The organism is Agrobacterium sp. B1(2019) (assembly GCF_008274755.1).
Classification (GTDB): Bacteria; Pseudomonadota; Alphaproteobacteria; order Rhizobiales; family Rhizobiaceae; genus Agrobacterium; species Agrobacterium salinitolerans.
The window spans coordinates 367,138-385,090 of the sequence record NZ_VTPB01000002.1; the positions used below are offsets into that span (position 1 = coordinate 367,138).

Here is a 17,953-nt window from a genome sequence, read left to right on the forward strand (position 1 = left end):
AAGGCCGCGCCGGCGTTTAATCAAATAGTTATTGGCAAACAGAGATCGGTCCGAAGGACATCACACCTTCTTCCGCATTGTCGCGTAGACGATATTGTGGTTCTCACCGAAAAACACCTCCGCCTCGATGCTCGCAGGATCGGCGCTGGCATTGACGATTCGCCACATATCCGCCTTGGAGCGCAACAGCAGCGCCCAGTTCATGAAGGTTTCCATGTAACCGTCGACGACGATGTCTTCCGAGAAATTGGCGAAGAGGAACATGCCGCCGGGTTTCAGCATCTCCATGCAGCGCCGCGTGAGTTTGATCGCCACGCGGTCGTTCAGATAATCGTAAAGACCGGCCGCATAGATCAGGTCGAAAGTGCCGAGTTCCTGCGTGCGCAGCACGATATCACGCACGGAACCATCGATCGCCTCAATGCGGCTGCCGTTGAAATCACGGGCGACGGAACCGACGCTCAAGGGATCTTGATCGAGCGCCACCCAGCGCTTGATCCGGCCCTCTTTCAGCGCCACGGAGGCATCCGCCTCGCGCAGATGGCCGGAAGCGATGGTGAGGATTTCCGTCTCATCGCCATGCCGGGCTGCGGCCTCGTCAACGAACCGCGTCAGCAAATCGCGCCGCTCGCGCACGGCGACCGAGGAACTGGCGTCCTTCGTGTAGTCGTAAAGAGCCGCACCGAGCGGCGTGGCCTTTTTCACCAGTTCCGCAACGCTGTCGTGGCCATAAATGAAATCCAGCAACTGCGCGTCGCCCGAATAGCCGCGCGGCTTTTCGAAGGACCAACGCGTGAACGGGTCTTCCAGAAAACGGTGCGAAACGGGGTGATTCTGTACCAGCGGTATCAGTTCAGCCCACACGCTGGAGTGGAGCTTATCACGCAGGAGATGAAGTGCACCTGCTATTCTATGTATTATCTCACGTGCTGAAACACGATTGTCGAATTGCTGTTGTGCCAATTCGAGAATGAGCGCCACCTCTGCTTTCGCAACTGCGAACTGCTCATCGAATGTTTCCGTTCTGCGCGCAAAAATCTCCTTTGCGACAGTATCCGGGGTGATCAGACTTGCCCCATCAAGATTTTTTTTCTTTACCCGCACCACTTCAGCCTCCAGTATTAACACATTGTTAACTATACGTTTCTGGGAGGCGGATGGCCACTCGCTTTCGATTTTTGAGCGGTGTAGGGATACATTAGTAAATTAGCGTATTTTTTTGGTCACACTCGTGAGGACGGGAGAAAGCAGATACGCGATTTAGTGAAACTTAATGTTGCGAACGTATAATGCGTTCTTCCTTTCCATGTTCTCCGCACGCATCGGCAGAGATCGACGGGAACCCGCAACGGGTGCGGAAGCACACGGAAAAGTGGAATAAGCAGTTACTTAATAAAGTATACGCAACACTATGGGAAAGTGCATGAAGCACACATTGGGAGAGGTGAGTGGACAGCAAGACTATCGGCGGCCGGACTCCCGGTTTTCTGATGAACTTCTTGCCCTTTACCAGCAGGAAGGTGAACGCAGCCGCCGTGGTTCGATCCGCCGGGGCCTGTGGACCGCTGTTTTAATCTATCTGCTATTTGCCGCAACCGACATCATTCTCATACCCGACGTCGCGTCGTATACCATTCTTGCACGCTTCGCCGTCGTCCTGTCATCCCTGCTGACGCTGGAAATCCAGCTGCGCAAGGGTGCAAGTACTGCCGCGCTCGATCTCACCTGCGCCACGGCTCTCGTCATGGGATATATCGGTTGGCTGCTCCCTTCGCTGTTGACCGACAATACTGAAAACATGTCCTATTACATGGTTTTCGGGGCAATATTCATGATGGGCGCCAATCTGTTTTTCACCTTCCGCTTCCATCTGTCACTGGTGTCTTCAGGTATTATTCTCGTCTCCTATTTTGTGGCGGCTATGCAGTTTCCCGAAGATGGCTTCTACAAGATCGCCTTCGGCACCTTCTACATTTCCTGCTTCGTCTTCACCTCTTACGTGAACTGGAACCTGAACCGGGAACGCTACCATGTGTTCGTCAACGCACTGGAGGCGAAGGCCCAGCAAAAGGCGGCGGACGAGCGTGGCCAGGCGCTGTTGCGGCTTTCCAATACCGATTCCCTGACGGGCCTGCAGAACCGCCGCGCCATCGACCACCATCTGCGCCTTTTGTGGGAAAATTGGATCAGGAAGGAAGAAGGCTTTGCCGTTTTCCTCATCGACGTCGACTTCTTCAAGAAATACAACGACCGTTACGGCCATCAGGAAGGGGACAAATGCCTGGTGACTGTGGGCAACGCCCTGCAGGATGCGATCACCGAACACGGCGCTTCCATCGGCCGCTATGGCGGCGAAGAATTCATCGTGCTGGCGCCGTTCAAGACCAGGCAGCAGGTGGGTGAGCTTGCCGAGACGATCCGCCACACAGTTGAAAGTCTGTCGCTCCCGCATGACCAGCGCCGCGATGGCACCTTCATTGTCACCGTCAGTATCGGTGCGTCGTTCACCCGTCCCAATCCAGACGGCAAATTGGAAAAGATCATCAATGAAGCCGACCGCGCGCTCTATATAGCCAAGGGCAATGGCCGCAACTGCATGAAGCTGTTCGATCCGAACGATCCGCAGACCAGCGACGAGACCGAGAATATTGCCGCCCTGCTGAAAATCGCCGTCGCGGAAAATCTCGTTTCCCTCGTCTATCAGCCTATTCTCAACGTTTCGACCAACGAGACCGCAGGGGTAGAGGCGCTGATGCGGCTCCGCCTGCTGGATGGCACTCCCGTCGCGCCTGGCGTCTTCATCCCGATTGCCGAACGTACCGGCACGATCATGGAACTTGGCCTGTGGACCATCAAGACGGTTTGCAAACAAATACTGGCCGATGACAAGGTGGCCGTCGTCAGCGTCAACGTCTCGCCGATGCAATTGAAGAATCCCGGATTCGCAACCTCGGTGGCCGCCATTCTCGTGGAGGCCGGCATTGCCGGCAACAGGCTCGCCTTCGAAATCACCGAAGGCGTCGACATGGAAATGCACTCAGACGTGCTACGGTGTCTGAACGACCTGAAAACGCTTGGTATCAATATCTGGCTTGATGATTTCGGGACCGGTTTTGCCGGGCTCTCCTGGCTGCGCATGACGGATTTCGATACCGTCAAGATCGACCGCTCCTTCCTGCACGACAGCAAGGCCCCGCGCGGACGCGCGATGCTGCAGGACATGATCCGCCTCATCCGCAATCGCGGCCACAAGATCCTGATCGAAGGCGTGGAGACCGAGGAACAGCTGAGGCTCGTGCGGCAGATGGAGATCGACTACGCGCAGGGTTATTATATTGGGCGTCCGGTCGGGGCCGAGAGGCTGAGCGCGGCGGCGGCGCCCTATCCGCGCCCCAACATGCTGCTGCGCCCCGCCTGATCCAGCGATGTCAGCGCAGACTGCCCTCATGTACTGGCCGCTTTAATGATAGGCGGGCAGGCTGAGCAAGAATTTTTCCGCAAGTTCTGAAAAGGCCGCCCGTGTGACGGGATCGACAGGGGCGCCTTCCCTCTCCCGCCTTGCCGCCACCGCCCACTCCCGGTCACCCGGCGCCATGACCTTGCAGTCTTCCCGCACAGGGGATCCGCGCAGGACCTCGAGATAACGTTTCATGCCCTCGTCGAACACGTCGCGCTCCAGGAAGGCCTCCGGCTTCAGTGCCAGAACAAAGGCTCCGAGCCCGCGCGGCGTTGAAAAATCCGGACCGCCCATGGGAGCGAGATCGAAACTGAGCTTCATGCCGGAGAGAACAGCGCTGAAAATCTCGACCATTCCCGCAAGCGCCGCGCCCTTGAACCCGAACTCACCGCCAACAGGGGCAAGCATCTCGGCGGCATTGGGATCGCGCGTATCGACGCCGTCGCCATCCGAAGCGACGCCTTGCGGCAATTGCTGGCCGAGGCTGCGGTAAAGCAGAACGCGGTTATAGGGCACGGCACTCGTCGCCATATCCAGCAGCCAGGGCATGCTGTCCGCTGCCGGCACACCGATGGCAATGGGGTTGGTGCCGTGGAAACGCATGGCGCCATCATGCAGGCGCACGAAACTGTCGGAATTGCAAAAGGTGAGGCCGATATAGCCCTGTCGCGCCGCTTCCAGCGCATAAGCGCCGGCGGGGCCGAAATGCGATGAGTTGCGGATCGCCACCGCGCCAATGCCGAATTTTTCCGCGAGCGCCATGGCGCTGTCCATCGCCGCATAAGTCGCGCGGGCGCCATGGGCATGGTCGGCGTCGATCGTCTCCACCGCACCGAAGCCCGAAACGCGGCGGATCTGCGGCCGCCGATTGAGACGTCCACCTTCGAGCGCGGTAATATAATGGGCGAGCAGGCGGACACCGTGGCTGTCCACACCGAGCCTTGTGCCGTGCATCATGGCGCGCGTCGCTGCATCGGCCGTTTCGTCATCGGTGCCGGCGGCCAGGAAAACGGCGCGGCAAAACCGCTCCAGCTCATCCAGCCTCGCCAGGACAGTGGCTTTTTCAGTGCTGTGCGCCATAAGGGAATCCTCCCAATTCCAGAATCCATGCCGCACAAGCTATTCACGGGGCGCGTTTTTGCAACCGAATATCGCGCGCCCGAAGGCTCAATCAGTCTTCCGCTCCCGTGGCATCGTAAGAAGAGCGTTCGCCGGCGATGATCGCGCGTTTGCCGACATGATTGGCAGGCCCGACAATGCCTTCCTGTTCCATGCGCTCGACCAGCGAAGCTGCGCGATTATAGCCCACGGACAGGCGGCGCTGGATATAGGATGTGGAGCACTTCTTGTCGCGCATCACCACCTTGACAGCCTTCTCGTAGAGATCGTCGCTATCGTCCTCACCCATGGCGGTCTTGTCGAAAACAGCGGCTTCCTCTTCGACCTCCTCATCGGCCTCATCAGCATCTTCGGTGACGGTGCCGAGATATTCCGGACGTCCTTGGGTCTTCAGATGCGCGACAACCTTCTCCACTTCCTCATCGGAGACGAAGGGGCCGTGGACACGGGCGATGCGGCCGCCGCCCATCATGTGCAGCATGTCGCCCTGGCCGAGCAGGTGTTCCGCGCCCTGTTCGCCAAGGATGGTGCGGCTGTCGATCTTCGAGGTTACCTGGAAGGAGATGCGGGTCGGGAAGTTGGCCTTGATCGTGCCTGTAATGACATCGACCGACGGGCGCTGCGTTGCCATGATGAGATGGATGCCCGCGGCGCGCGCCATCTGCGCCAGGCGCTGGATCGCCCCTTCGATTTCCTTGCCCGCGACCATCATCAGGTCAGCCATTTCATCGACGATGACTACGATGTAAGGCATGGCCGTGAGGTCCATTTCCTCCTGCTCGTAGACCGCTTCGCCGGTGGCGCGATCAAACCCGGTCTGCACGTTGCAGAATACCGTCTCACCCTTGGCGCGGGCGGCAGCGGCCCTTGCATTATAACCGTCGATATTACGCACGCCGAGACGTGACATCTTGCGATACCGGTCTTCCATCTCACGCACGGCCCATTTCAGGGCCATCACCGCCTTTTTCGGATCGGTGACCACAGGCGTCAGCAGATGCGGAATGCCGTCATAAACCGAGAGCTCGAGCATCTTGGGATCGACCATGATCAGGCGGCACTCTTCCGGCTTCAGGCGATAGAGCAGTGAAAGGATCATGGTGTTGATGGCGACCGACTTGCCCGAACCGGTGGTGCCCGCGACCAGAAGGTGCGGCATCTTCGCCAGTTCGGCGATGACAGGTTCGCCGCCGATGGTCTTGCCGAGGCAAAGTGCGAGCTTCTGGCGGGTCTCGGCGTAGTCGGTCGCTTCGATCAATTCGCGCAGATAAACCGTCTCACGCACCGGGTTCGGCAATTCGATGCCGATGACATTGCGGCCGGGTACGACGGCGACACGCGCGGAAAGCGCCGACATGGAGCGGGCGATATCGTCCGAGAGGCCGATGACGCGCGAGGACTTGACGCCGGGCGCGGGCTCGAATTCGTACAGCGTGACGACCGGGCCTGGACGAACATCGATGATCTCGCCCTTGATGCCGAAATCCTCCAGCACGCTTTCGAGAAGACCGGCGCTCTGCTCCAGCGCTTCCGGCGTCATGGTCGTGGTCTGCTGGACACGGGCTTCCTGCAGAAGATCGATGGAGGGATATTCATATTCGCCTTCGGCAAAGACAGGCGCGTCGCGGAACATCGGCTGCGAGGCCTGGATGGGTGCGCGCGGCGTAAAGCGCGGCTCTGCCGTAATTCTCTCAACCGGCTGAACCTGCTCCACAGGTTTCGGCGCTTCGACAACCATTGGCGTTTCCGCAACGGCCGGCGGCGCGACTTCCTGTTCAACGACCGGAAGGGCCGCAGGAACGACGGACTGGCGCACGCCGATCTCGCGGTAAAGCCGGATTGCGGAACCACCCGGCACGGTGATGACCGGAGGCACGGACGAAAGTACGGTCGCCGCGGCCGCCGGCGATGCAAGGGCGACCGGCGCGACAACAGCAGGTGCCGTGACCGAATTTGCAAGAACGGCGCGCGCGGACGCGGAGACGCCCTCGCCGGCAGCGCCCGGCAAATCAAGCGTCATCACTTCCCAGAACAGCTCATCAGGCAGATGGGCGGCGAAAGCCGGAATGGCAGCCTGCGGCGCGGTGGTCTGAACTGCATCGATGGCGGGTTCGACGGATGGCGGCTGAACCGGCGAGAATATCTGCTGCGCGGGCGCTTCTGAAGCTAGGGAAACCTCCGCCTGAACCGGCGCCCGGGCAGCGGCAGCCGCCTCTTCCGCCTGCTTGCGGGCAAGCTCCAGCCGCAATTTGTAGGTCAACGCCCTCGCACCCCGGGCCTCCGGCGGCTGCGGCAGGAACGGCATGCGCGGCGGCGGCATGCGCGGCTCCGCCGGCTTTATGACCGGCTGAGAGACAGGAGCAACCTCCTGCTGCACAGCCTGTTGCTGCTCCACCACTTCCGGCTCCGGTGCTTCAGCCGGAGCGACAGCCAGGACTTCCTCCTCCGGAATATTGGGGGTCTCGACCGGCATGCGCCGCGCAAACGCGCTTTCCGGCGTGCGGGTGAAACGGACATTCGGGCCGAGCACGAAAGCATTCTGCCAGCCGGGCATCTCGGCGCGGCCTTCGATGGCGTCGGCTGCGCTGACATCGGCATTCGGCTTGGGTGCCGCGCCGGCCTTCATCGCCGCCGTCTGCTGACCGGCAACCGACTGGCCGCCGGCATGACGAGTCTTCTCGCTCCCCTCCCCTACGCTATTGGACGAATTCTGGAATCTGGATCGGGAGAAGCTCATGGCAGCGTGCACACTCATCATAAACGTACATATTTCGGTCTCCCTGAAATAAAAAATAAAGGTTAATTACCCCTTTCCAAACGGGGTCGATGAGGTAGATTTTCGTTTCGTCCATACGCCGCACGGGGCACATGCCACCGAGGGAACGGCATTCCAACCACTTAATTTTATTAGGCTATATCAAATTTTCAGAGCATTACCGAGGGCAAGACGGCACGGTGAGAAAAGCGTATTGCCGCCGGAAAGCATATTGTTTCCGCAAAGGTGCGCGCAACGTAAAATCATTGCTGTAAAGCCCGCGAATTAACGTGGACACTGCCGAGGTTGCAGCCTTAAGATCGGCCTGCCGCGGCCCAAGCGGAAAGGCCCGTCCGTCCCTCATTTCCGGAGTGAATCATGTCGCCTGTCCATCTGTCCCGTCGCTCGCTTCTCAAGACCTCGCTTCTTCTTGCCGCAACCACGGGGCTGGCAGGCATTGCCGCTGCGCAGCAGGCGGCGCCCGGCGGAAGGTTGATCGTTGCGGCCGATTCGGAGCCGAAGAACCTCAATCCGGCGATCGTCGCCTCAAACGGCGTGTTTTATATTGCCAGCAAGATCATCGAGCCGCTGGCCGAGGCCTCCTTCAACGGCAAGGACGGCCTGGAACCGCGCCTCGCAACCGAATGGGCGGGATCGGATGACGGGTTAAGCGCCACCTTCAAGCTGCGTGAGGGCGTGACCTGGCATGATGGCAAACCCTTTACCTCCGCGGACGTTGCCTTTTCGGCGCTCTACGTCTGGAAACCATTGCAAAACCTCGGACGGCTGGTCTTTGCCAATCTCGATAAGGTCGACACGCCGGATGAACACACGGCAATCCTCCGCTTCTCCAAGCCAACGCCGTTCCAGCTCATCCGCAACGCGCTGCCGGTCGTTACCAGCGTCGTGCCGAAACATCTTTATGAAGGCACCGATATCGCCACCAACCCGGCCAATACCAAACCGGTCGGCACCGGGCCTTTCGTCTTTGCCGAATACAAACCCGGCGAATATTATCGCCTGACCCGCAATCCCAATTACTGGGGCAAGGACGAACCGCAGCTCGAAGAGATCATCTATCGCGTCTTGCCCGACCGCGCAGCCGCTGCCTCGGCGCTGGAAGCGGAAGAAATACAGCTGGCCGCCTTCTCCGCCGTGCCGCTGGCCGATCTCGACCGCATCTCGAAGGTGCCTGGGATCAAGGTTATCGCCGATGGTTACGAGGCGCTGACCTATCAACTGGTGGTGGAAATCAACCATCGCCGCAAGGAACTGGCCGATCTCAATGTCCGGAAGGCCATCGCCCACGCCATCGACAAAAAATTCGTCATCGACAAGGTCTTCCTCGGTTACGCCACGGCATCCACCGGCCCGGTACCGAAGAACGCCCCTGAATTCTACACCGACGATGTCGAGACCTATGATTTCGATGTGGCCAAGGCCAACGCCCTGCTGGACGAGGCGGGTTATGCGCGCAGCCCGAACGGAACACGTTTCTCACTAAAACTTCTGCCGGCGCCTTACTTCAATGAAACCAGGCAGTTCGGCTCCTATCTTCGTCAGGCGTTGCAGGAAATCGGCATCGATGCCGAATTGGTCAACAATGATTCAGCCGCTCACCAGAAGGCCGTTTACACCGATCATGCCTTCGATCTCGCCATCGCGCCGCCGGTCTTCCGCGGCGACCCGGCAATTTCCACCACCATTCTCGTGCGTTCCGGCATTCCGACGGGCGTCGGCTTCTCCAACCAGGGCGGTTACGAGAACAAGACTCTGGACGAACTGATCGACAATGCGGCGATAACGGTCGATACGGCGGTACGCACGGCGCTTTACAAGGATTTCCAGAAGCAGGTCGCCGCCGATTTGCCGCTGATCAACGTTGCCGAATGGGGCTTCATTACCGTGGCGCGCGATACGGTCAAACATGTCGCCAGCAATCCCCGCTGGGCCGTTTCCAACTGGGCGGATACGACGGTCGACGGCTGAGGACGCGCCGTGAAGCGTGCAACGACATTGCTGAAGCGTAGGGCAGTCAGCGCCATTCCGGTGCTGCTGATTGTCCTCGTCTTCACCTTCGTACTGCTTGAAAACGCATCCGGAGACGCGGTAGACGCCTATCTCGTCTCCATCGGCGGCGGTGATGCCGGGCTCAGGGATGTATTGCGCGAGCAATATGGCCTGAACGGTTCGGTGCTGGCCCGTTTCTGGCTCTATGCCAGCTCGGTGCTGCGGCTCGATCTCGGCTGGTCGCTTGCCTTCGACCGGCCTGTGCTGGGGTTGATCCTCGAGCGACTGCCGAACACGCTTCTCCTGATGGGCAGCGCTACCACACTCGCCTTCATCCTCGGCACCGGGCTTGGCATCGTTGCGGGGGCGCGTCCTGGCGGGCTGGCGGACCGCGTGCTTTCAACGTTTTCGCTGGCGCTTTACGCTACGCCCGGCTTCTGGCTTGGCCTCGTGCTCGCAATCGTCTTCGCCGTTCAACTCAAATGGCTGCCCACGTCCGGCATCGAAACCATCGCCTCGGGCAAACAGGGATTTGCAAGGGCGCTCGATATTGCCCGCCATCTCGTGTTGCCGGTCGCCAGCCTCGGCCTCATTTATCTCGCGCTTTTCCTGCGCGTCATGCGCACCGCCATGGCGGCGGTCTGGCCGCTGGATTTCGTGCTGTTCGCCAGGTCAAAAGGGCTTTCCAAACGGCGGATCGTGCTGCGCCATGTCGCGCGCAATGCCGCTCTTCCGCTCGTCACCGTGCTTGGCCTGCAGGCCGCAACCATGCTGGGCGGCAGCGTGGTAGTTGAAAGCGTCTTTGCCATTCCCGGCTTTGGCCGGCTGGCGCAGGAGGCGGTCAGCGGTCGCGACACGCCGCTTTTGATGGGCATTATTCTAACAAGCGCCGTCTTCGTCATCCTCGTCAATCTCGCCGTCGACATTCTCTATGCAGTTCTCGATCCGCGCATTGGCAGCGGGGAGCGACAGGCATGAGTTTCGCTCTCCGGCTGCTGCGCAGTTTCGAAGGCGCCACAGGCGCCATCATTCTGGTGCTGCTTGCCATGACGGCGCTCGCCGCGCCCGTCGTTTTTCCCGGTGACCCGCTGGCCATCGCCGGTGAGCCGCTGATCGCACCCTTTACGGATGCCGCTTTGCCTCTCGGCACCGACCGGCTCGGCCGAGATGTGCTGGCCGAACTTGCCCACGGAGCGCAGTCCTCTTTGCTCGTTGGCATTGGCGCCGCCGCCGCGGCGCTGGTGATCGGCGCCGTCATCGGCACCATTGCCGGTTTTGCAGGCGGCCTCGTGGATGAAGCATTGATGCGCGTCACCGACGCCTTCCAGATCGTGCCGAATTTCTTGCTCGCGCTCGCCTTCGTCAGCACCATCGGCCCTTCCATGCCCATTGTCATTCTCGCCATCGCGCTCGGCGCATGGGCGGATCCGGCGCGGCTGATGCGGGCGCAGGTCTTGAGCATACGCGAGCGCGATTATGTCCAATCCGCCCGCGCCATCGGCATGCATCCGTTAGAAATCGCCGTCCGGCAGATTTTACCGAATGCCCTGCCGCCGGTTCTGGCGCTGGCCGCCATCATCGTCGCGGCAGCCATTCTCACCGAAGCGGCGCTGTCCTTCCTCGGACTTGGCGATCCCAATATCGTCACCTGGGGTTCTATGATTGCCGAAGGACGTAACGTCCTGCGCTCGGCCGCGTTTTTATCTGTCATCCCCGGCATCGGCCTTCTGGTCACCGTTCTCGGCGTTTATCTTTTCGCAGAAGGCGTCAACAGGGCGATGGCAACGAGGAGGCAAGAGCCATGAGCGGAAATGCGCTATGCCGGATCGACGATCTCAGCGTTTTTTATGCGGCAGGCGATGCACCGGCACTGCAGACTGTTTCGCTGACGATCCGGCAGGGGCAGAGGCTGGCGATCATCGGCGAAAGCGGTTCGGGAAAATCCACGCTCGGCAGAGCCATTGCCGGTCTTCTTCCCGGCAATGCGCGGGTTTCCGGCGATATTTCCTGGAGCCGCGATAGCGGCCTGTTTCACGGCAGGCCGCAGCCCGGACGCGATATCGGTACGATCTTTCAAGATACCGGCGCGACGCTGAACCCGGTTCTCACCATCGGCGAACAGGTGGCGGAAGGCGCCGTTCGGCATCTCGATCTGTCGTGGAGGAAGGCGCGCGATCTTGCCCGCGACCTTCTGGACCGGGTGCGGCTGCCGCATCCTTCCCACCTGCTTGCCGCCTATCCGCACCAGCTTTCCGGCGGCCAGAGACAGCGCGTGGCAATTGCCGCCGCCATTGCCGCCAATCCTTCGATCCTGATCGCCGACGAAGCCACGAGCGCGCTCGATACTGTCAGCCAGGCCGCCATCGCCATGCTGCTGGACGATCTGGTGCGGCGGGAAAACAAAACGCTGGTGTTCATCACCCATGATATCGGCCTTGCCTCCAGCCTTGCCGACGAGATCGCGGTTCTGCGCGCGGGGCTGCTGGTGGAACACGGCCCGACGCGGCGGGTGCTTTCCACGCCTGCCCATGACTATACGCGCGCGCTGCTTGCCGATTATCTCGATCTCTCCACTCCGCCGTTCATCAGCGAGGCCGCGTCATGAACGAAGCCCTTCTGCGGGTCGACGGATTGTCGAAAACCTATCGCACCGGCGCAAGAACAGTGGCGGCGCTTGCCGACATCTCTTTTTCGCTTCAGCCCGGCGAGACCCTGGGACTTGCCGGTCCCTCCGGCTGCGGGAAATCGACGCTGGCGCGCATTCTGATGCGGTTGATCCCGCCCGACGGAGGCACGATCCATTTCAAAGGCCGTGACTGGCTGGCGCTTGACGGAGGCAAGCTTCGCGCCGCCCGCCGGCATATGCAGATGGTGTTTCAGGACACGCATGGCGCCTTCAATCCGCGCGCCAGCGTCGAGGATGCCATCGGTGAACCGCTGCGCATCCATCGCATGGTGAAAAGACGCGACCGCGCGGCGGAAATACACCGTCTTCTCGAGCGCGTGTGCCTGCCCGCCAGCTATGCCGGCCGCTCGGTCTTCGAGCTTTCCGGCGGCCAAAGACAGCGTGTCGCGATTGCACGGGCTATTGCGCTCGAACCGTCGCTTCTCATTTTGGACGAGGCCGTCTCCGCGCTCGATGTTTCGGTTCGCCGGCAAATCCTCGAACTGCTGGTGGAAATACAGCGGGAGACGGCCGTTTCCTGTATTTTCGTCTCCCATGATCTCGCGGTCATCCGCGCCGTCTGCCACCGCGTCGCCATCATGGAAGCGGGACAGATCGTTGAAATCGGCAGGACGGGAAATATCGTTTCGGCGCCGCAATCCTCGACCGCCAGAACCCTGATCGACGCCGCACCGCGCCTGACCATTGCCACGTAAGGAAAAGACATGCCCGTTCCCGATTATGCATTGCTGCTCGACCCACCCGCTTTTCCCGCGGAGCGTTACGCCATTCTGGCTGATCGACTGGCAGCCTTGATGGGCACGGGCAACGACGTCCTTCTCATACAGGCGGAAGCCGTGCTGGCACTCGAGGCGGCGGCGGCGAGCCTTGCCCGACCGGGTCTTAGAGCGCTCAACATCGTCACCAGCCCCTATGGCGCATGGTTCGGCGGCTGGCTCAATAGAGGCGGCGCGACGGTGCGCAACCTGACGGCCAGTCCCGCAAAGCCGGTCACGCTGGAGGAGGTGGAGCGGGCGTTGAACGAGGGCCCGGACTTCGATCTTCTCGCCATCGTCCATGCGGAATCGGCAAGCGGCATTCTCAACCCCCTGCCCGCCATTGCCGCGCTCGCTCGGCAAAGGGGTATCGTGACCCTTGTCGACGCCGTGGCGTCCATCGGCGGCCATACCTTCGAGGTCGACCGGCTGGGCATCGATATCGCCGTCATCGGCCCGCAAAAGGCGCTGGCAGGCCCGGCCGGGGTTTCCGCCATTTCCATCAGTGAAAGGGCGTGGGATCTATTTTCGCATGGTAGGGCGCCGGAAAACTCCATGCTCTCGCTTCTGGACCAGAAAAAACTCTGGCTCGATGCCGGCCGCGGCGCGCTGCCCGGAACGCCCGCTCCGCTGGAATTCTACGCGCTGGAGGCCGCCCTCGACAGGATAGAGGCGGAAGGTCTGGCATCCGCCAACGAACGCCACGAAAGAGCGGCGGCGGCCACCCGGAATGGCATCAGGGCGCTCGGTATCCTGACCTGGGTGGAGGAGGCGCACGCCTCCGCCCTCGTTTCCACGGCGATCCTGCCGGACACAGTGGAAGCCGGTGATTTTCTCGCGGCTGCATCCAAAAAACAGGGCGCAGATCTTTCTTACGGTGTTGGCCCCGGCGCTGAACGACTGATAAGGCTCAATCACACCGGTCGGCGGGCGCATCCGGAGGCTGTGAAAGCCAATATCGCGGCCTTCGCCAGCGCCCTGAAAAGCCTCGGCCATGCCGCAGATACCGATTCCGCGCTGGAAGCGGCCGAAAAAACCTATTTTGACTCTCCTGCGAACAGCGTTCAACGCCCCTGATAAACGTTCATTGCGCCGAATCCTGCGGCGTTGAAATGTCAGTCACGGCATTGTCGTTAAAAATGGTAGACAAATTCCCCGGCCAATCTTGACGAAATCATGGCAACGCGCGAAACTTAACACACTGTTAACTCGCGTGAAGAAGGGAAATGGCCATGGTAGCAGGTTTCAACATGCTCTCCTTTGACCTCTTTGGCATCGGCCGAAGGATGCCCGTCGTCAAGGAGCGGATGGAGACCGAGTTTCAGGACAAAACGCCGCGCAGACCCGACGACGAGTCGCACGATAACGACCGCGATCAGGAATATGAGCTGTTCTTCTGGTCGCTTTACCCGGTGGTCTGACGCCTGCCTGGCAGGCTTTTAAACCATTGGCAAAATAGGTTTTCCGTTGCCTCATCGCTACGGGGCGCGTGGGCTACTGCGCCAGACAAGCGCCGTAACTTCGATATTTTCAGTTTACCGCCAAACCAAACGAAAAGCGGCCCCGGGAAAACCTCGAGGCCGCGCAAATCCGACGATGGATGTTAATGGTTGTCGCGCGGCAGGCCCTTGGTCTGGGCAATGCGCTGGTACTTCACGGCCGGTTCCAGAACCGCGCCGGTTTCCATCTGGCTGACGATACCCCGCTGGATTTCCTGCCATGGCGTCTGGTGGTCGGGGAACTTGTAACCGCCCTCTGCGGAAAGCGCCTCGTAACGCTTCGCCAGTTCCTCGCCGGAAATCAGGATATCCGCCTTGCCGCGGCCGACATCGATGCGAACGCGGTCGCCCGTCTGCAGGATGGCGAGACCGCCGCCGGCCGCCGCTTCCGGTGAAGCGTTGAGGATGGACGGGCTGCCCGACGTGCCGGACTGGCGGCCATCGCCGATGCAGGGCAGCGAATTGACGCCTTCTTTGAGAAGATAATCCGGTGCGCGCATGTTCACCACTTCCGCCGCACCCGGATAACCGATGGGACCGGCGCCGCGCATGAAGAGGATGGTATTGGCGTCGATCTTCAGCGACGGATCGTCGATGCGGTGATGGTAGTCCTCCGGACCATCGAACACCACGGCGCGGCCTTCGAAGGCTTCCGGATCGTTCGGGTTGGAGAGGTAACGGTTGCGGAACTCTTCCGAGATCACGCTCGTCTTCATGATGGCGGAGGAGAACAGGTTGCCCCGCAGAACGCGGAAGCCGGCGCGCTCCTTGAGCGGTTGCTCATAGGGGCGGATGACCTTCTCGTCTTCGATGATCGCGCCGCGGCAATTGTCGCCGATGGTCTTGCCGTTGACCGTCATGGCGTCTTCCATGATCAGTCCTTGCGTCATCAGCTGGTTGACGACAGCGGGAACGCCACCCGCATGGTAATAATCCTCGCCCAGATATTCGCCGGCCGGCTGCAGGTTGACGAGCAGCGGCACGTCTTCGCCATAGGTCTGCCAGTCATCCACCGTCAGCTCGACGCCGACGTGGCGCGCAAGGCCGTTCAGGTGGATCGGCGCGTTGGTGGAGCCGCCGATGGCCGAGTTGACGCGGATGGCGTTGATGAAGGCGTCTTTGGTCATGATGTCGGAAGGCTTGAGGTCTTCCTTCACCATTTCGACGATGCGCAGGCCGGTAAGATAGGAGACTTCCTGACGGTCACGGTAAGGCGCCGGAATGGCGGCGGAGCCCGGAAGCTGCATGCCCAGCGCTTCGGCAAGCGAGTTCATGGTCGTTGCCGTGCCCATGGTGTTGCAATAACCGGTGGAGGGAGCCGACGAGGCGACGAGCTTGACGAAGCCCTGGTAATCGATCTCACCCTTCGCCAGCAGTTCGCGCGCCTTCCAGACGATGGTGCCGGAACCGGTGCGTTCGCCCCGGAACCAGCCGTTCAGCATGGGGCCGACGGAAAGGGCGATGGCCGGAATGTTGACGGTGGCCGCCGCCATGAGACAGGCAGGCGTGGTCTTGTCGCAGCCGATGGTCAGGACGACGCCGTCGAGCGGATAACCGTAAAGCACTTCCACGAGGCCGAGATAAGCGAGGTTGCGGTCAAGACCGGCGGTTGGGCGCTTGCCGGTTTCCTGAATCGGATGCACGGGAAATTCAATCGCGATGCCGCCGGCTTCACGGATACCTTCACGCAGGCGGTTTGCCAACTCCAGGTGGTGGCGGTTGCAGGGGGAAAGGTCGGAGCCCGTCTGCGCGATACCGATGATCGGGCGATCGGACTGCAGTTCGGCCTGGCTGAGACCGAAGTTCATGTAGCGCTCGAGATAAAGCGCCGTCATGTCCGCATTCGCGGGATTGTCAAACCACGCGCGCGAACGCAGCTTGCCCTGAGTTGCAGGAAGATTATCAGATGTCGTCATGATGCGGGTCTCCAGCCGGAAGTGGCCAACGGTAAAATATTACGAAATGCGACAAGCTTATGTTGCGCACAAGGAAAATGGAATCAGCGTTTCGGAGATCACGCATAACCGACAGAGTGAGCCCAGACGAGTGGCATCGAGCTGCACTTCGGCTTTAACCGAATATTTTTCGGCATTTACGCCCATCGCGGGATTACGCAACGGAATCTCCCTCCCTCTTTTGCCGACTAAATTTCGTCCCGGGGGCGCGAAAATTCCGGCAAAAATCGTTTTCTTATTTGTATTACTATTAGATAAAATCATACGCTGTCAAGCGCGGCGACACCAGAAGGCGCGGCAGACAAGATCGTTCGAAACGATAAACTCGAATTATACATCTAATTGATATTAAACGTTATATGCTAAAATTTGCAAACGAATATCGTGCCCGAAAATTCAATTATTCGAAAATGCCTCTTTTCAAGAGTATTACTATATGCTCATAGTGTTGGCGTCACGCTGACATCATCTCTGGGAGGATTAAGATGAGAAAAGCTCTCGCGACAGTTACTGTCGCCGTTTCGCTGTGCCTTGCATCAAGTGTTTCCGCACAATCGCTGACCGTCGGCTTCTCGCAGATCGGTTCGGAATCCGGCTGGCGCGCGGCTGAAACCACCGTCACCAAGCAGCAGGCGGAGAAGCGCGGCGTCACGCTGAAGTTCGCCGACGCGCAGCAGAAGCAGGAAAACCAGATCAAGGCCGTTCGCGGCTTCATTGCGCAGGGCGTCGATGCGATCCTGATTGCACCCGTTGTCGCAACGGGCTGGGACGCCGTGCTGAAGGAAGCCAAGGAAGAAAAAATCCCTGTCATCCTGCTCGACCGCCAGATAGAGGCTCCTGACGATCTTTACCTGACGGCCGTAACCTCCGATCAGGTTCACGAAGGCAAGGTTGCCGGCGACTGGCTGGTCAAGGACGTCGGCTCCAAGGATTGCAAGGTTGTGGAATTGCAGGGCACGACCGGCTCTTCGCCCGCCATCAACCGCAAGAAGGGTTTCGAAGAGGCCATCGCTTCCCACGCCAACATCAAGATCGTGCGCTCGCAGACGGGTGACTTCACCCGCACAAAGGGCAAGGAAGTGATGGAGAGCTTCATCAAGGCGGAAGGCGGCGGCAAGGACATCTGCGCTGTCTACGCCCACAATGACGACATGGCCGTTGGGGCGATCCAGGCGATCAAGGAAGCCGGCCTGAAACCCGGAACCGACATCAAGATCGTTTCCATCGACGCGGTGCCTGACATCTTCAAGGCCATGGCGGCCGGAGAAGCCAACGCCACCGTCGAACTCACGCCTGACATGGCGGGACCCGCTTTCGACGCCCTTGAAGCCTATCTGAAGGACAAGAAGGAGCCGCCGAAGTGGATTCAGACCGAATCCAAGCTCTACACGGCGTCCGATGACCCGATGAAGGTCTACGAGGCAAAGAAGGATCTGGGCTACTAAGCTATTTCTTCGGGGAAACGGCGCAGGAGCTGCGCCGTTTCTTTCGGTTGTGAAACGACGGGCGAAAATCCGATACTGAATGATTTCATGGAGCGAGCGGGTGTGGCCTGCTTCTTCTCCCCGCCGGGGAGAAGGTCGCGGCAGCGGGATGAGGGGGCAAGCTCTCCGAAATCCGGCAATGTTTCCCCCTCATCCGACCCTTCGGGCCACCTTCTCCCCGGCGGGGAGAAGAAACGAGCGGCCACCGCTCGCTTTATGTGATCATTCTGCGC

13 protein-coding genes are annotated in these 17,953 nt (G+C 60.2%); 9 read left to right on the top strand and 4 right to left on the bottom strand.

The features are described from left to right. Nucleotides 1-60 precede the first annotated feature (60 nt). A complete protein-coding gene (locus tag AGR1_RS16520) occupies nt 61-1,107 on the bottom strand; it encodes a class I SAM-dependent methyltransferase (RefSeq protein WP_170985632.1) in 1,047 nt (348 codons plus the stop codon). Between the two features lie 316 nt (nt 1,108-1,423). On the opposite strand from AGR1_RS16520, the gene AGR1_RS16525 reads away from it, so the two are divergent. Continuing rightward, nucleotides 1,424-3,418 (top strand): GGDEF and EAL domain-containing protein, encoded by a 1,995-nt coding sequence (locus AGR1_RS16525; protein WP_149147600.1) that lies wholly within the window; start codon nt 1,424-1,426, stop codon nt 3,416-3,418. A gap of 42 nt (nt 3,419-3,460) precedes the next feature. Here the strand turns inward: AGR1_RS16525 and AGR1_RS16530 are convergent, their stop codons facing one another. Next, entirely contained in the window at nt 3,461-4,537 is a 1,077-nt protein-coding gene (locus AGR1_RS16530) for an Ldh family oxidoreductase (protein ID WP_170985631.1), read from the bottom strand. Nucleotides 4,538-4,628: 91 nt separating this feature from the next. Continuing rightward, nucleotides 4,629-7,334 (bottom strand): DNA translocase FtsK, encoded by a 2,706-nt coding sequence (locus tag AGR1_RS16535; protein ID WP_149147601.1) that lies wholly within the window; start codon nt 7,332-7,334, stop codon nt 4,629-4,631. A 375-nt stretch (nt 7,335-7,709) separates the two neighbouring features. Between AGR1_RS16535 and AGR1_RS16540 the strand changes: the two genes are divergently transcribed. From AGR1_RS16540 to AGR1_RS29625, 7 genes are all read left to right on the top strand, one after another. Next, entirely contained in the window at nt 7,710-9,320 is a 1,611-nt protein-coding gene (locus AGR1_RS16540) for an ABC transporter substrate-binding protein (protein WP_137411697.1), read from the top strand. Nucleotides 9,321-9,329: 9 nt separating this feature from the next. Continuing rightward, entirely contained in the window at nt 9,330-10,319 is a 990-nt protein-coding gene (locus AGR1_RS16545) for an ABC transporter permease (protein WP_077984258.1), read from the top strand. Next, nucleotides 10,316-11,146, top strand: a complete 831-nt coding sequence (locus tag AGR1_RS16550) for an ABC transporter permease (RefSeq protein ID WP_149147602.1) — start codon at nt 10,316-10,318, stop codon at nt 11,144-11,146. Before AGR1_RS16545 ends, AGR1_RS16550 begins: the two co-directional genes overlap by 4 nt. Beyond that, on the top strand, nt 11,143-11,946 hold the full coding sequence (locus AGR1_RS16555; RefSeq protein ID WP_137411694.1) for an ABC transporter ATP-binding protein: 804 nt from the start codon (nt 11,143-11,145) through the stop codon (nt 11,944-11,946). Before AGR1_RS16550 ends, AGR1_RS16555 begins: the two co-directional genes overlap by 4 nt. Then, nucleotides 11,943-12,722 (top strand): ATP-binding cassette domain-containing protein, encoded by a 780-nt coding sequence (locus tag AGR1_RS16560; protein ID WP_149147603.1) that lies wholly within the window; start codon nt 11,943-11,945, stop codon nt 12,720-12,722. Before AGR1_RS16555 ends, AGR1_RS16560 begins: the two co-directional genes overlap by 4 nt. 9 nt (nt 12,723-12,731) lie before the next feature. Beyond that, a complete protein-coding gene (locus AGR1_RS16565; protein ID WP_149147604.1) occupies nt 12,732-13,859 on the top strand; it encodes an aminotransferase class V-fold PLP-dependent enzyme in 1,128 nt (375 codons plus the stop codon). Between the two features lie 149 nt (nt 13,860-14,008). Beyond that, nucleotides 14,009-14,203 carry a hypothetical protein gene (locus AGR1_RS29625; RefSeq protein WP_187772209.1) on the top strand — a complete coding sequence of 65 codons (195 nt, stop codon included), beginning with the start codon at nt 14,009-14,011 and terminating at the stop codon, nt 14,201-14,203. A 182-nt stretch (nt 14,204-14,385) separates the two neighbouring features. On the opposite strand, the gene AGR1_RS16575 is transcribed toward AGR1_RS29625, so the two are convergent. Beyond that, nucleotides 14,386-16,197 carry an IlvD/Edd family dehydratase gene (locus AGR1_RS16575; protein WP_137411692.1) on the bottom strand — a complete coding sequence of 604 codons (1,812 nt, stop codon included), beginning with the start codon at nt 16,195-16,197 and terminating at the stop codon, nt 14,386-14,388. Between the two features lie 518 nt (nt 16,198-16,715). On the opposite strand from AGR1_RS16575, the gene ytfQ reads away from it, so the two are divergent. After that, the gene (gene ytfQ / locus AGR1_RS16580; RefSeq protein WP_162927653.1) at nt 16,716-17,681 is read left to right on the top strand and encodes a galactofuranose ABC transporter, galactofuranose-binding protein YtfQ; all 966 of its coding nucleotides are present in this window, start codon (nt 16,716-16,718) and stop codon (nt 17,679-17,681) included. Nucleotides 17,682-17,953: the final 272 nt, after the last annotated feature.

What these genes read in the sequence shown, in the direction of transcription:
- AGR1_RS16525 (WP_149147600.1), top strand. Translation starts at nt 1,424, where the DNA reads ATGAAGCACACATTGGGAGAGGTGAGTGGACAGCAAGACTATCGGCGG.
- AGR1_RS16530 (WP_170985631.1), bottom strand. Translation starts at nt 4,537, where the DNA reads ATGGCGCACAGCACTGAAAAAGCCACTGTCCTGGCGAGGCTGGATGAG.
- AGR1_RS16535 (WP_149147601.1), bottom strand. Translation starts at nt 7,334, where the DNA reads ATGATGAGTGTGCACGCTGCCATGAGCTTCTCCCGATCCAGATTCCAG.
- AGR1_RS16540 (WP_137411697.1), top strand. Translation starts at nt 7,710, where the DNA reads ATGTCGCCTGTCCATCTGTCCCGTCGCTCGCTTCTCAAGACCTCGCTT.
- AGR1_RS16550 (WP_149147602.1), top strand. Translation starts at nt 10,316, where the DNA reads ATGAGTTTCGCTCTCCGGCTGCTGCGCAGTTTCGAAGGCGCCACAGGC.
- AGR1_RS16555 (WP_137411694.1), top strand. Translation starts at nt 11,143, where the DNA reads ATGAGCGGAAATGCGCTATGCCGGATCGACGATCTCAGCGTTTTTTAT.
- AGR1_RS16560 (WP_149147603.1), top strand. Translation starts at nt 11,943, where the DNA reads ATGAACGAAGCCCTTCTGCGGGTCGACGGATTGTCGAAAACCTATCGC.
- AGR1_RS16565 (WP_149147604.1), top strand. Translation starts at nt 12,732, where the DNA reads ATGCCCGTTCCCGATTATGCATTGCTGCTCGACCCACCCGCTTTTCCC.
- AGR1_RS29625 (WP_187772209.1), top strand. Translation starts at nt 14,009, where the DNA reads ATGGCCATGGTAGCAGGTTTCAACATGCTCTCCTTTGACCTCTTTGGC.
- AGR1_RS16575 (WP_137411692.1), bottom strand. Translation starts at nt 16,197, where the DNA reads ATGACGACATCTGATAATCTTCCTGCAACTCAGGGCAAGCTGCGTTCG.